This window comes from Escherichia sp. KTE52, from assembly GCF_000408325.1.
GTDB classification, from domain to species: domain Bacteria; phylum Pseudomonadota; class Gammaproteobacteria; order Enterobacterales; family Enterobacteriaceae; genus Escherichia; species Escherichia marmotae.
On record NZ_KE138680.1, the window covers coordinates 2,073,332 to 2,087,683 of the forward strand.

Here is a 14,352-nt window from a genome sequence, read left to right on the forward strand (position 1 = left end):
ATTATGAGTTGGAATAACCGGGTAGTCTGGAGTGAAGGGCAATTTTTGCTGCCACAGATGTTTCAGCAGCAGGAACGCTATCTGGAACATGTCATTCATTACCGCAGTTTGCCTCTTTCCCCCTTTTTCTGGGGCTTCAGTGAATACGGCATTGACAGTGAAGCACTGAACATCGGAAAGCTGGTACTCACGAAGGCTTTTGGGGTGTTTGCCGACGGAACACCGTTTAATGCGCCGGGACACACACCACTACCGCCGCCTCTTACCATCCTGCCAGAGCACCTTAACCAATTGATTTATTTGGCGGTGCCAATACGTACACCGAACAGCGAAGAAACCAGTTTTGGCAATAATCCAGAATCGCTGGCACGCTTTTCGGTTCATGAAAATGAAATCCGTGATGCAAACTCATTGGGGCGCGGCGCACAACTGTTGCAACTCAGCCACCTGCGCCTCCGTCTGTTGCCGGAAAAGGCGGTGACGGATGCGTGGATCGGCCTGCCGCTGACACGTATCACAGCATTGCATCCAGAGGGGCGGGTTGATATTGATGAAGATTTGATCCCGCCGGTGGTGAACTATCAGGCAAGTTCACTGATATGTACATGGTTGTCGTGGATCAACGATCTGATCAAAATGCGGGCAAATTCTCTGGCTGAGCGATTGACGGGCAGTGATAAACACGGCCATGAGGCGGCGGAAGTGTCGGATTACCTGCTATTGCAAATTCTCAATCGTTTTGGCCCCTTACTGATCCATATGTCGAAAACGCCGCTGTCGCCTGAAGTGCTCTATCGTAATCTTTGCGCACTGGCCGGAGAACTCTCTACCTACGTGCGTCCGCAAACACGCCGTCCGGAAAAATATAAAGAATATAAGCACCTGACGCCCTATGCCGGGCTGAAATCGGTGGTAGATGAGGTGCAGTATCTGCTAAATGCTGTGCTGATCCGCGGGGCGCAGCGAATCACTCTGGAGGAGGGAACTTACGGTATTCTCAATGCGGTGATTGAACCTACCGAACTGTCAGATTTCAGCTCGTTAGTATTGGCGGTGAAGGCGCAGATGTCCGCCGAAACCTTGCTGCAACATTTTTCGGCTCAGACCAAAATAGGGCCGTCCGAACGCCTGCCGGAGCTGATTCGTTCGCACCTGCCGGGCCTTGCTTTACAGGTGCTGCCGGTGCCGCCGCGTCAGATTCCGTTCCAGTCCGGTTATATCTATTACGACATCCGTCGCGACGGCGTGCTGTGGGAACATATCGCCCGCTATGGCGGCATGGCAATGCATACCGCCGGAGAATTTCCAGGGCTGGAGCTGGAGCTGTGGGGAGTTCGCGATAAATGACCGACGATATTCTGACGCATCCTGCGATGAATACCCAGCCATTCCAGCCATCAGTGGGGGGGACAAAACCACCTGATAATGAAGGTTATGATATCGCAATACAGGACAGCCTTCGCAGGGAAGATATAAAGGTGGTGGTTGAAGACGGCCCGGATATGAAACTCCGGCTGGCCGAAATCACCGCTGCGGCTAATCCCCTGCTGGCGGCGGCAAGTCCGCTGCTGTGCGCACTGGCGCAGATGCCCCGTGAACTTGCCCCTGCTTTTGTCGAACATTACCGCGCCCTGCTGGAGCGTGAAGTTCGTCGGTATCAGACGCTGTGCGACCAGGCAAACCTGCGCCGCGAACATGTGTTGGCGGTGCGCTACTGCCTGTGTACGTCGCTTGATGAAGCCGCCAACAACACCACCTGGGGACGACGCGGTGTCTGGGCTGGGAAGAGTCTGCTGGTCACTTTTCATGGCGAAAGTGAAGGTGGCATCAAACTATTTCAGATAATTGGTCGTCTGGCCTCCAGCTTCCAGGAGCACAGCGATGTGCTGGAAATTATTTACCACATTCTGGGGCTGGGTTTTGAAGGTCGCTACAGCGTACGGCCCGACGGACGTAAGCAACTGGACGATATTCGCCAGCAACTGCTGACCCAACTGGTCCAGCGCCGCGATCCGGTCACGCCGACGCTCTCGCCGGGATTTACCGGAGCTGTCAGCGGACGGATGCGCCGGATGCGCCGGGTGCCGGTCTGGCTGAGTGCCGGAATAGCTCTGCTGGTGATGCTGACGTTGTTTGGCCTTTACAGCCACCGGATGAATCTCGCCACCTTAACCGTACAGCAGCATATCGACGCCATCGGTAAACACCTGTCGCCGCCACCGATTCCGGTGCACAAACTGCGACTGAAGATCCTGCTGGCGAACGAAATTGCCCGTGGCCTGCTGACGGTGGAGGAAGATGACCATCACAGCCGTGTGATCTTCCGAGGCGATACGATGTTTATACCGGGGCAGAAAACCGTAAATGATGCGCTCCGCCCGGTGATTGATAAGGCCGCGCGCGAGATTGCGCGTGTGGGCGGTGCGGTGACGGTGACCGGTCACACCGACAGCCAGCCTATCCACTCCGCTGAATTCCCGTCGAATCAGGTGTTATCAGAAAAACGTGCGGCAGAAGTGGCTTCGTTGCTGACGTCCGGTGGCGTTTCGGCCAGCCGGATCCGGGTTGTCGGGAAGGGGGATACCGTACCGGTGGCCGATAACCGCACTAAAACCGGACGGGCGCAGAACCGCCGGGTGGAGATTCTGGTGGTGGAACAATAATGCAAAAATTTCTCAGTCTGCTGTTTTCCCGCCGTGCGCTGGTCGTTGTCTGCGTGGTGGCGTTGGCGCTACTGGTCTGGTTTCTCGGGCCGCTGGTGGCGTTTGATACCCTGCATCCGCTTGCATCCGTGGGGAGTAGGGTAGTCACTATCGTTCTGTTACTAATGTTCCTCGCGCTGTGGCTGGTGAATTGGTCGATGAGCATCATTGGCGTGACGGTTCTGTGCCTGGTTATCGGCTTTGTCTCACCGTTGCTGGCCTTCGGTGACGTTCGCCCGTTTGCGCCGCTGTGGCTGCGTCTGACGCTAATCGGCATGATCCTGCTGAGCTATGCGCTGTATGGCCTGTACCGGCTTTGGCGGGCGTTGCGTCTGGATGAACAACTGCTGCGCCGTTTCTTGCATCCGCGCGGGGAAGACGTACCGGTGGCAGGGGAAATTAAGGCCGATCTGCGCACCGTCAGCCATATTTTCAACCGCGCCATCCGACAACTGAAACAACTGCGTGTGGATCTACCTGGTTGGCGTAAGGTCCTGGAAGGGAAACGCTTCCTGTACGAACTGCCGTGGTTCATGGTTATCGGCAGCCCCGGTGATGGTAAAACCACCGCGCTGCTTAATACCGGGCTACAGTTTCCGCTGGCGGAACAGATGGAGCAGACCGCGCATATCCTCACCGTGCCGGGCGGCGGCACGTTGCACTGCGACTGGTGGTTTACTAATGAGGCTGTGCTCATTGACACCGCCGGGCGCTATGCCCGCCACGATGATGGCGGTGAAATCAGTGCAACCCAGCGCAACGCCGGGGAATGGCAGGGATTTCTGGGGCTACTGCGTAAACACCGTCCCGGCGCGCCGCTGAACGGCGTAATTTTGACGCTGAATGTGGCAGATTTGACCGCACAATCCCCGGCTGAACGGCTGGCTGCCTGTGCAGCCCTGCGTGCGCGGCTGGCGGAACTGCGGGAGACACTGGGCATTCGTTTCCCGGTTTATCTGGTTGTCACCAAAATGGATCTGCTACCCGGCTTTACGGAGTATTTCCGTGGATTGACCAGTCACCTGCGTGCTCAGGTCTGGGGCTTTACTCTGCCATACAGCCGCAGGCGTCGCGCCAGTGATTCGCAGTCACTGCATGCGCTCTGTGGTCAGGAACTGGCAAATCTGACGCTGCGGCTGGATCAGGGGATGGATAGTCGGTTGCAGGAAGAGTACGACCTTAAAAGCCGCCAACGGCTCTACCGCTTCCCGCGTGAATTTGCCGCGCTGGGCACGCCATTGCTGGAAGCCATTGAACAGATTTTCCTCGATTCAAAATTCGATGCCACCCAGCTTAACAACACCCTGCGCGGGGTATTTTTCACCAGTGCCGCACAGGCGCAGGCAGACGCCGTAGCAGACCAGACGGGCATCTGGCAGCGTTTTGTCCGGGCAATAAAAGGGAACGAGGAGTCTCCGTCCCATACTCTGCCGGATGGCAACCGAAGCTATTTTCTCCATGACCTGCTGACTAAATTTATCTTCCGTGAAGCGCACATGGTGGAGCCGAACCTTCAGTGGGCCTGGCGTTACCGCCTGCTGCGTACCGGTGGGCATCTGCTGGTACTGGCGCTGGCTTTCTGGTTGTGGCAGGGAATGCAGGGCAGCCAGCAGGGTAACAGCGATTATCTGCATGAAATCACCAACCGGACGACCCAACTGGATGATGACGTCAAAGCCTATACCGGAAAACCCGCCATGCAGCCGGTTCCCGCATTACTGAACCAGGCGCGGGCGCTCTCTGCCTGGCCGGGGTTGGATCCGGACTCACCGCCGCTGGCCTGGCGTTATGGTCTTTACAGCGTCCCTCCGGTGATGGAGAGCGTGGCATCCCTGTATGACCGCCTGCTTGACCAGTTACTGCTACCGCCGTTGGTGAAGCGCATGGAATACGTACTTTCGGATGCGATTGCCCGTCAGGACAGTAAAGCTGCCTATGACGCTCTGCATGTTTATCTGCTGCTGAACCTCGATAAAGACCACGAGGACAAATACAACGCCGCGGAGATCCACGCCTGGGTGTTGAACGATCTGAACAACCGCGACAGCGTGGCGGATTTCGGCGGTCGCGCAGCCGTGCTGGAACATATCGATGCTCTGTTTGACGGCAGTCGCGTGGTGCATTCGCCATACGAAAAAGATGAGGGGCTGATCCGCCTGGCGCGAGCCTTTCTTGACGGTCATACCAGCACCGAGCGTATCTATACTCGTGCACTGGCTTCTATGGAGAGCGAAGCGCCGCAGGAGTTTTCGCTGGTTCGTGCCGTGGGCGCGGATGCGGGAACGGTTTTTGTCCGCACGGATGGTGCGCCATTAGATCGGGGCGTGCCTGGCATCTTCACCCGCGAAGGCTACCGGGAACTGTTCGACAAACGGCTGTCGGAGTTTGTCGCCGCCGCATCAGCGGATGACGCCTGGGTGATGGGGCGCGAAAGTGCGCAAAAAAAAACGACTGAGATTGTAATGAGCCAGTTACCGGGACAGGAACTCCCGATTACCCGTGAAGTCCGTCGCCTGTACCTCGCTGAATATGCCCGCCGCTGGCAGGATTTTCTGGCAAGCATTCACAGCATCAACAGCGCTGGGGAAGACGGCAGCCCCGGACTGGCGTATGACCTTCAGGTGCTGCGTACTCTGGCCTCACCTGATTCCCCGCTGATGCGGCTGAGTAAAGTCGTGGTAGATCAGACCACCCTGGTGCCGCCGCTGGATGCGCAGGCCAGACAAAAGCAGATGGCTCAGCGAGCGCAGGATCGGCTTTCCGGTAATGCGGGGAAAGCGGTACAGACGGCGAAGCTGTTGCAGGACATCCATCCGGAAGAACGTCTGGAGAAAACACTGGTGGATGATCGTTTTGCCGCATTGCGGGAAGTGGTTTCCGGGCGTACGGACAGCGCACAAGGGGGCAGCGCACCACAGCTTAATTCGTTGCTGACGATGCTCAATGAGTATTACACCCAGCTCACCATTGCCGACAGTGCGCTGGCGGCCAGCACATTACCGGGCCGCATTTCGGCGGCGGATAAACTTCAACTGGAGGCAGCAAAACTGCCTGCACCGCTGAAAAATATTCTGCTGGATTTAACACAGCAGGGGACGCGCAAAATCAACGCCGGAACGGGTGAAGTGCTGAATGCGCAAATGGAGGCGGTGATCGGTGATGAGTGCCGTGATGCCATTGACGGACGCTACCCCTTTGCCGACAGCCCACAGGAAGTCAGTGCGGATGATTTTAACCGTATCTTTGCCAGCGGCGGCGTGCTGGATGCTTTCTGGACGAAGCAACTTGCCCCGCTGGCGGACACTGCCAGTAACCCGTGGCGCTACAAGCCGACCGAAGGCAACATGACATTGCTCGGGCCGGATCTGACACCGTTTCAGGAAGCAAAGCAGATCCGTAGCGTTTTTTTTAACGGGGAAGGCGGGAAAAAGTTCTCCTGGGCGATGCAGGTCCGCGTCGTGGATATGGACCCTGCCATCACCGAACTGGTGATTGACATTGACGGGCAGGTGCTGCGTTACGCTCACGGCCCGGTCAGGCCGCTGAAAGTGAGCTGGCCCGGGCCGCGTAATGGCTCAATGGCGGAAATCACCGCCAGCCCGCGCATCCGCCAGGACACCTCGACGCTACTGACTAACGGGCCGTGGGCGCTGTTTCATCTGCTGGATGCGGGTAACGCGCAGGAGACAGCGGTACGGGGAACTCAGCAGGTGGAGTACAGTTTTGATGGGCGGCGGGTGGTGCTGGAGATTACCGCTGGGCGGGATTTTGACCCGGTGAACCGGGGGCTACTGCAACGCTTCGCCTGCCCGGAGAGGACGCTTTGATGCGCCGGGCTACGGCAGTATCGGCTCCGGCGATGTTCGGCAGACTGCCGGACCAGCGGGACTACGTGCGCTGGCGGGTGAGTGCGAACGAAGCGCAGGTGTGGCAGGCATGGCTGAACCAGCAGACGTGGCTGGGACAGGGGCGGCATATTGTTCTGCCGGAAGGAACGGATGCTGCGAAGGCTGGAGCAAACAACGGCTGGATGCACCTGTCACCGCGTGAGAAAAAGACGCTGCCGGAGCACCACCCATTGCCGTGGAGTTTTGTGCTATCACCGGGGTTTCTCCCCATTGGCGGGCGTGATGAATGGCTGACCGGAGTATTGACCGCATCGCGAGACAGTACGGGCAGACCGTGGCCGCTGGTGATTTATCAGCGTGCCGGACGGGAATGGCTGGAAGAGAGCCTGGATGACACGCAGGGCTGGTTGTACTGGCTGGCGCAGTTGGCGGCAGTATATGTCTCACCACAGACAGAATGCTGCGGGCGGCTGGCTGAGCAGACAGATCAACTGTGGGCGATGTGGCGGCCGGGGCCGCGCTGGGCGCAGTGGCTGCGCGGCTTGCGACGTGTACCGCAGCGTAGCCGGGAACTCACCGGGCTACCGGACGCGCCGATAGTGGAATTGCCTGGTGTGCGCCACCTGCCGTGGCCAGGCTGGCCGGACAAAATGCTGGCGCAGGCGCAGCAGGGGCAAGGCTGGTTCTGGCAGCAGAACAGCGAGGGGCGGTATGTGGATGCGCTGCGGTTGGAGAAAAAATAATGTGCCCACGAATGCTGAGAATAGCTATACAAAAATATGACGATAAACGTGTGGATGGGAAACAAATATACCCATGAACTTCAAGTTGATTGCTATTTGTTGACTTCAGGCTACCCTTGGTCCCGTCTGCATTGGTGGGTAAGCAATCATCTTCAGGTTTATTGGATATATAGCAATATAAGGAGGTGAACATGGGTAACTCTCATGATGAGGCTATTCAGCAGGCATACGATGCTTATGACGACTTAATGCTGGATAAACGATATATCAGGGACAATGATGCCTGGGGAGATTTAAGAATTGACCGTGAAAATGGTGCAATCTCATTATTGCTGAGATGGAAATATAATTGGATAAAAAGATGGGATGCAAAAACTGATTGGACAGATATGGAGAAAAATACCTTTCATGGGAAAGTTATTTTTGTCATTAATCAAACATGGAATAATAAGGTTTTTTTATCCGTTTCTGGGAAGTATGAGTTTGTCAGTAAGTTTAATGGTAAGGATTTACCTTTCACAATAGAAATAATTCAGACTGATCGTCATGGGTATTGGGATGTAGTGGTGTTTAAAATTGATAATGATGATCCAAATAGTTTTCGTCAGAGTTCCATTGTCTGGAATAGTCGATACGTGGAACTTGACTCTAAAGATATAGTTGCTGCAGCTAAATGTCTTGGTTCATCAAAAGTTTGCCATGAGCAAATAGGGTTGTCTCACGAGCTTGGGCATATTATTGGATATCTTACTGATGAATACTATAGTGATGATGCCGATAAAGCAACTACCCCATTTTCCGGGGATTCCAGTGCGTTAATGAATATTGGTATGGAGCTGCGCTCTCGTTATATGGGAAATGTCATTGAGCGGTTAAATAGAATGGTTCCGGGTTCTAATTTTTTTGTGAAAAGCGTAAAAAAATGAAACTAATATACGCTGTGATTATTTTTTTGATAGTGGGTGGGGCGAAAAATAACATGTCTGATATTCCTGGGCATGCTTATCTGAATGCGAGTGGTGTGTATAATGGAGTTGAAGAGAATGTTCTATTAAATAACTATGGTCAGCCAGCGTATGAATTTATAAAACCTCGTTATAAATTTGTCGGTGAATATTATATAGAAATTGAAAATACCTATCGCTCAACAAATCCTGAATTCAGAAATATCCCCATCAAAGAAATGTTTTGGCATTTGCCGGGGGATTTAAATCTGACATGTTTTTTTCATTATAAAGATGGACAGTGGCAGGTTATTTCTTATTTTTTCTGGCCGCCGGGCGCTAAATTCTAATCCGATATTAAAGGAATAAATATCATGAGTTTTGTATCTACGGGTAATAAATCTGGCAGTAACGGTGGGCCAGCCATCACCACGCCGCCAATAGCCGGAGAAAGTAGTGCTGTAAGCGCAGGTTCAGCCGCAACAGATGTAGCTGATGCAGCCGAACAGATGGCAGAACAGGCAGCAGCGGATCTGTTTGGTGCGCTGCCGGAACCATCGGGACTGGTGAAAGCGGCGGTAGCCGCAGCGCAGGCCGCCGCTGCGGCGGCAGGGATCTCGGATATGGCTGGCGCAGTTCAGGATGCGGTGGCGTCGCTTGCAGCCGGTGGACCGGGGGCGCATAACATCACTGTAAGCGGTAGTGCGGTGCCACCGCAGATGCTGTTGTTCGCGGGGATGAATGGTTCGGAAGGGCTTGGAAATCTGTTTTCCTACACTGTGCAGCTTAAAACTCCAGACACCCTGAACCTGGGCTACGTTTCGCCCGCCGCCAATCTGCCGCTCAAGCCGATGGTGGGCAGAGATCTGTGCGTCAGTATCGAACTGGACGGTGGCGGAAAACGGTATATCAGCGGGCTGGTGACCGCTGCGCGGGTAGTCGGCCATGAGGGACGTTCGGTCACGTATGAATTACGCATTGAACCGTGGCTGAAACTGCTGACCCACACCAGTGACTACAAAGCTTTCCAGAACAAAACCGTGGTGGATATTCTCAGTGAAGTACTGGATGAATATTCCTTTCCGGTGGAAAAGCGGCTGGTGGAAAATTATCCGCCCCGCGCCTGGCAGGTACAGTACGGTGAAACTGACTTTGATTTCATTCAGCGCCTGATGCAGGAATGGGGGATTTACTGGTGGTTTGAACACAGTGAGAACAGCCACACGCTGGTGCTGGCTGATGCCATCAATGGTCATAAAGCATGCCCGGACTCGCCGCTGGTGGAGTGGCACCAGGAAGGACTGAAGCTGGATAAGGAGTTTATCCACACCATTACGGCCAGTGAGAAGCTGCGTACTGGAAAGTGGGTGCTGGACGATTTTGATTTTATGAAGCCACGTTCGCTGCTGAAAAGTACCGTAGCTAGTCCGCGCGATACCGGTCATGCTGAATATGAGCATTACGAATGGCCTGGTGATTACTTCACTACGGGAGAAGGTGAGATGCTGACGCGCATTCGTATGGAAGCACAGCGCAGCCCCGGCAGCCGTGTTGGCGGGGCGGGAAATATCCGCACCCTCATGACGGGCTACACCTTCACGCTGATGAATCATCCGACGGCAGAAGTTAACCAGGATTACCTGTTGGTACAGACCACGCTGTTTTTACGGGATAATGCGCAGCACAGTGGTCAGAACCAGCATTTTACCTATGTCACCACGTTTGAACTGCACCCCACCTGCGAAGTTTACCGTCCACAGCGAACCCTGAGCAAACCCCACACCAAAGGCCCGCAGAGCGCCATCGTCACCGGCCCGGCGGGGCAGGAAATCTGGACGGATAAATATGGGCGGGTGAAGGTGCAGTTTGGCTGGGATCGTTACGGTAACAATGACGAAAACAGCTCCTGCTGGATCCGTGTCAGCTATCCGTGGGCGGGGAAAGGATTCGGCATGATCCAGATCCCGCGCATCGGCCAGGAAGTACTGGTGGACTTTAAAAATGGTGACCCGGATTTACCGATAATCATCGGGCGCACCTACAACCAGGACACCATGCCACCGTGGGGGCTACCGGGCATGGCGTCGCAGAGCGGGATATTCAGTCACTCGTTAAAGGGCGGGCCGACGAACGGAAACATGCTGCGCTTTGATGACAAAACGGGTGCGGAAGAAGTGAAGTTCCACGCGGAAAAAGACCTGAATACTACGGTAAAAAACAATGAAACGCATACAGTCATGGTCGATCGCACAAAAACCATTGTTAAAAATGAAACCATCAGCGTGGGAGAAGACCGCAATGCCACCATCACAAAAAATGATGGGCTTTCCGTCAAACAGGCCCAAACCATCAATGTCGGAACGACATATCGTCTGGACGTTGTCGATCAATTTACCCTTCGCTGCGGCAATGCAGCGCTTGTATTACACAAGGATGGCTCGATTAAGTTTTGCGGAAAACAACTTTTACTGCACACCAGCGATGTTATGCAACTCATTGGCAGTGGAATTGATATGAACCCGGATGGCGGCAAAGCCATGACTGCGGATGATATTGCCCCGTTACCTACCCCGGACGCTTCTGAATAAAAAATATAAAAGGAATTTTTTCTATGACCAGCCTTTACCGTATTCAGGAGGGCAGCTTTGCCCTGCCTGAAACTTTTCTTGACCGCACCGTCAATATCTTCGTCCCGTCGGGCAATGAGAGAGCATCACCCAGCCTGAATATTTCCCGCGACACGCTCAGGCCAGAGGAAAACCTGACGACCTACATTGATCGCCAGATAGCATTGATGAAAAAAAACCTTGGCCAGCATCGGGTACTTTCGCGGGGAACGGCACTGGCGGGAGCCGGCGAAGATGCCATGACAGGTGAGCAGATCCTCGCCACCCACCGTTCTGGAAAAACAGAAGTGTATCAGCGTCAGGCCGGGTTTATCACCGGGTCAGCAAAGGTACTGGTGTTGACGCTGACCAGTCAGCGCCCTTTTGATGAGCACACCGACCAGCTATGGACTGCATGGTTGACCAGTTTTCAGCCTGCTAAAAACTAAAAAACAGGGAGGTTTTATCATGTATGAAGCCGCACGGGTGGATGATCCTATCTACCACACCAGCGCCCTTGCCGGTTTTTTGATAGGGGCCATCATTGGCATTGCCATTATTGCCGCCGCCAGCTTTGCTTTTGCTACCTGTGGTTTTTTTGCCGGACTTGTTCTGGGATTTCTGGCTGATCAGATCGCTTCCGGAGTCCTGCAACTTGGGGAGGCCATCGGGCGCTCGATACATTCCACAGCAGGAAAAATTCTGACCGGATCTGATAATGTCAGAACTAACAGTCGCCCGGCCGCGCGCGCCGTACTGAGTACGGTGATATGCGAAGACCATTCTCCGGAAATCCGCATTGCCCAGGGTTCCGGCAACATCTACATCAACAGTCAGCCTGCCGCCCGAAAAGATGATCATACTGAATGTGATGCGGTGATTGAGGATGGCTCCCCCAATGTCTTTCTCGGCGGCGGTACGCAGACGGTACTGGAAATCAGCCCGGAAATCCCGGACTGGCTGCGTCAGGTTGTGGATGTGCTGTATGTGGTCGCCGGAATGCTGGGGGGGCTGGCTGGAGCCTCGCGTCAGGCGACAAAGATGGGCTCGAAATTTGGCACAAAATGCGCGGCAAAATTTATTGGTGGCGAAATTGCCGGGATGGGCATTTCCGAGGCCGCTATGGGATTGTTCAGCAACCCGGTTGATGTAACTACCGGGCAAAAAATTCTGCTGCCGGAAACGGATTTCACCCTGCCGGGCCGCCTGCCTGTTACCTGTTCGCGCTTTTATGCCAGCCATCTGGAAACTGAGGGGCTACTGGGCAAAGGATGGCGGCTGAACTGGGAAATAACCCTGCGCACCGATGAGAAATATATCACTCTGATTGGCGGCCAGGGGCGTGAGTTAAGTTATCCGAAAGACATGCTGACGCCGGGGCACCAGATATTCGATCCGGAAGAGCAGTTTTACCTGAGCCGCCTGCATGACGGACGCTATGTACTGCATTACACCGACCGCAGCTATTACATATTTGATGAATTTGATGACCACGGCGTCGCACCGTTACTTTTTATGGAGACGCCCTACCGACAGCGTATAGCTTTCGGGCGAGAGAACGGCAGGCTGGTGCGGGTGGCTTCCAGCAGCGGGCACCATCTGTTATTGCACCGCACAATGACCCCGGCGGGGGAAAGACTTTCGCATATTGAACTGGTGAAGGGAGGACGTCCCGGTAACCTGGTGGAATATCGTTACGACAATAACGGGCAACTGACCGGTGTGGTGAACCGGGCCGGTGTGGCAGTGCGACAGTTCGCCTATGAAAATGGCCTGATGGCAGAGCACCGCAACGCGACGGGCTTCACCTGTACCTACCGCTGGGAAGAGATTGAGGGGGTTCCCAGGGTGGTGGAGCACTCGACCAGCGATGGCGAGGATTACCGGTTCCGCTATGATTTTGCTGGCGGGCAGACGGTGGTTACCGGCAGGCCGGGGCATAAGTGGCAGTGGTGGTTTGATGAACAGACGTATGTGACTGCGCACCGGACGGCGGGCGGGAGGATGTACCGCTTCACGTACAACGAAAACCATTTTCCCGTAGCAGTTGAACTCCCCGGCGAACGCAGGGTAACGCTGGAATACGACACCCTGAGTCGGGTGGTGAAAGAGACGGATCCGGCAGGCCGGGTGACACAGACGCAGTGGAACGGCAGTTTTGATGAAATCACTCGTCGTGCGCTGGATGACGACCATGTGTGGAAAGCGGGTTACAACGAACACGGTCAGGTAATACAGGAAACAGACCCGGAAGGACGCGTCACGCGCTACGGGTATGATGAACAGGGGCTGGCAGTCAGCCGCACGGATGCGAGGGGCGGCCTGGTTGCGCTGGTGCACGATGCGCGCGGTCAACTGGTGCATTACACCGACTGTTCAGGGCGCGCCACGGGTTATGAATACGATGAAGACGGCAACCTGACGGCGGTGACGGACGCGGAAGGGAAAACGGTACACATCAGCTATAACCGTCTGGGACAGCCGGAGACAGTCAGCCATCCGGGCAAACAGCAGGACCGTTACACCTGGAACGCGCTGGGATTACTGAGCAGCCACCGTCGTCTTACGGGCAGTATACAGAGCTGGCAGTATACGCCGCGGGGGCTGTTGACGCTCCACACGGATGAAGAGAAACGGGAGACGCGCTGGCATTACACTGCGGAGGGGTGGATTGCCAGCCTGAGCAACGGCAACGGGGCGCTTTACCGGTTCAGTCACGATGCGGATGGACGACTGACGGGAGAACAGCGCCCGGACGGCCTGATACGGATGTTTGCGCTGAATGCGGGCGGGTATCCGGTCATCATCCAGACGCAGGGTACAGAAGGCGGGGTGCGCAATGAGAAACAGCAGCGTGATGTGCTGGGTCGCCTGCTGCGCAGTGACACGCAGCACAGTACACGGACCTTCAGCTACAACCGTCTTGACCAGATAACGGAGGTGACGCTCACTCCCACGGAGGCGGGGGAACGGCTGCACCACATGCAGGCGGACACGGTGCGTTTTGCGTATGACCGCAGCGGGTGGCTGACGGCAGAGCACAGCGTACACGGCAGCATAAAGTACCGGCGTGACGCGCTGGGCAACCCCACCGATATCACGTTACCGGACGGGCAGCACCTCAGCCATCTTTACTACGGCAGCGGGCATCTGCTCCAGACGGCGCTGGATGGTATCACGGTCAGTGAATATGAGCGTGACAGCCTGCACCGCCAGGTGATGCGCACGCAGGGGGCGCTGACGACGTTCAGCGGCTACAACGCCGACAACCGGTTAAGCTGGCAGCGCAGCCTGCCAGGCGGCAGCCGGAGTCCGCAACAGGTCGGAAATCCTCCGACACAGAGCGACAGCGTGACGGGGCGGGATTACATCTGGAACGCAGACGGTGAAGTCAGCGGCATTAACGACAAACTGCGTGGCTGCCTGGTGTTCAGCTATGACCGGAGCGGCTGGCTGACCGGTCGTACGGGGCAGATGTACGACCATGACCATTATTATTACGACAAAGC

9 protein-coding genes are annotated in these 14,352 nt (G+C 55.4%); all 9 read left to right on the top strand.

From position 1 onward, the window contains the following. The first annotated feature begins 3 nt into the window (after positions 1-3). Positions 4-1,347, top strand: a complete 1,344-nt coding sequence (gene tssK / locus A1SC_RS02095) for a type VI secretion system baseplate subunit TssK (protein WP_000118766.1) — start codon at positions 4-6, stop codon at positions 1,345-1,347. After that, positions 1,344-2,663 (top strand): type VI secretion system protein TssL, long form, encoded by a 1,320-nt coding sequence (gene tssL, locus A1SC_RS02090; RefSeq protein WP_016262902.1) that lies wholly within the window; start codon positions 1,344-1,346, stop codon positions 2,661-2,663. Before tssK ends, tssL begins: the two co-directional genes overlap by 4 nt. Beyond that, positions 2,663-6,529, top strand: a complete 3,867-nt coding sequence (tssM, locus tag A1SC_RS02085) for a type VI secretion system membrane subunit TssM (protein ID WP_016262903.1) — start codon at positions 2,663-2,665, stop codon at positions 6,527-6,529. The genes tssL and tssM overlap by 1 nt, the downstream gene beginning before the upstream one ends. Continuing rightward, positions 6,529-7,293 carry a TagF domain-containing protein gene (locus A1SC_RS02080; protein ID WP_001250469.1) on the top strand — a complete coding sequence of 255 codons (765 nt, stop codon included), beginning with the start codon at positions 6,529-6,531 and terminating at the stop codon, positions 7,291-7,293. The genes tssM and A1SC_RS02080 overlap by 1 nt, the downstream gene beginning before the upstream one ends. A 191-nt stretch (positions 7,294-7,484) precedes the next feature. Next, the gene (locus A1SC_RS02075; RefSeq protein ID WP_016262904.1) at positions 7,485-8,219 is read left to right on the top strand and encodes a hypothetical protein; all 735 of its coding nucleotides are present in this window, start codon (positions 7,485-7,487) and stop codon (positions 8,217-8,219) included. Next, a complete protein-coding gene (locus tag A1SC_RS02070; protein ID WP_016262905.1) occupies positions 8,216-8,587 on the top strand; it encodes a hypothetical protein in 372 nt (123 codons plus the stop codon). The genes A1SC_RS02075 and A1SC_RS02070 overlap by 4 nt, the downstream gene beginning before the upstream one ends. Before the next feature lie 24 nt (positions 8,588-8,611). After that, complete coding sequence (locus A1SC_RS02065; RefSeq protein ID WP_016262906.1) at positions 8,612-10,825, top strand: type VI secretion system Vgr family protein; 2,214 nt, start codon at positions 8,612-8,614, stop codon at positions 10,823-10,825. Positions 10,826-10,848: 23 nt separating this feature from the next. Next, the gene (locus A1SC_RS02060; RefSeq protein WP_000203117.1) at positions 10,849-11,292 is read left to right on the top strand and encodes a DcrB-related protein; all 444 of its coding nucleotides are present in this window, start codon (positions 10,849-10,851) and stop codon (positions 11,290-11,292) included. A 19-nt stretch (positions 11,293-11,311) separates the two neighbouring features. Further along, the coding region (locus A1SC_RS02055) for a DUF6531 domain-containing protein (protein ID WP_016262907.1) at positions 11,312-14,352 on the top strand (3,041 nt) is incomplete at its 3' end.

Coding starts and splice junctions, on each gene's coding strand:
- A1SC_RS02075 (WP_016262904.1), top strand. CDS start 7,485: ATGGGTAACTCTCATGATGAGGCTATTCAGCAGGCATACGATGCTTAT.
- A1SC_RS02060 (WP_000203117.1), top strand. CDS start 10,849: ATGACCAGCCTTTACCGTATTCAGGAGGGCAGCTTTGCCCTGCCTGAA.
- tssK (WP_000118766.1), top strand. CDS start 4: ATGAGTTGGAATAACCGGGTAGTCTGGAGTGAAGGGCAATTTTTGCTG.
- tssM (WP_016262903.1), top strand. CDS start 2,663: ATGCAAAAATTTCTCAGTCTGCTGTTTTCCCGCCGTGCGCTGGTCGTT.
- tssL (WP_016262902.1), top strand. CDS start 1,344: ATGACCGACGATATTCTGACGCATCCTGCGATGAATACCCAGCCATTC.
- A1SC_RS02070 (WP_016262905.1), top strand. CDS start 8,216: ATGAAACTAATATACGCTGTGATTATTTTTTTGATAGTGGGTGGGGCG.
- A1SC_RS02065 (WP_016262906.1), top strand. CDS start 8,612: ATGAGTTTTGTATCTACGGGTAATAAATCTGGCAGTAACGGTGGGCCA.
- A1SC_RS02080 (WP_001250469.1), top strand. CDS start 6,529: ATGCGCCGGGCTACGGCAGTATCGGCTCCGGCGATGTTCGGCAGACTG.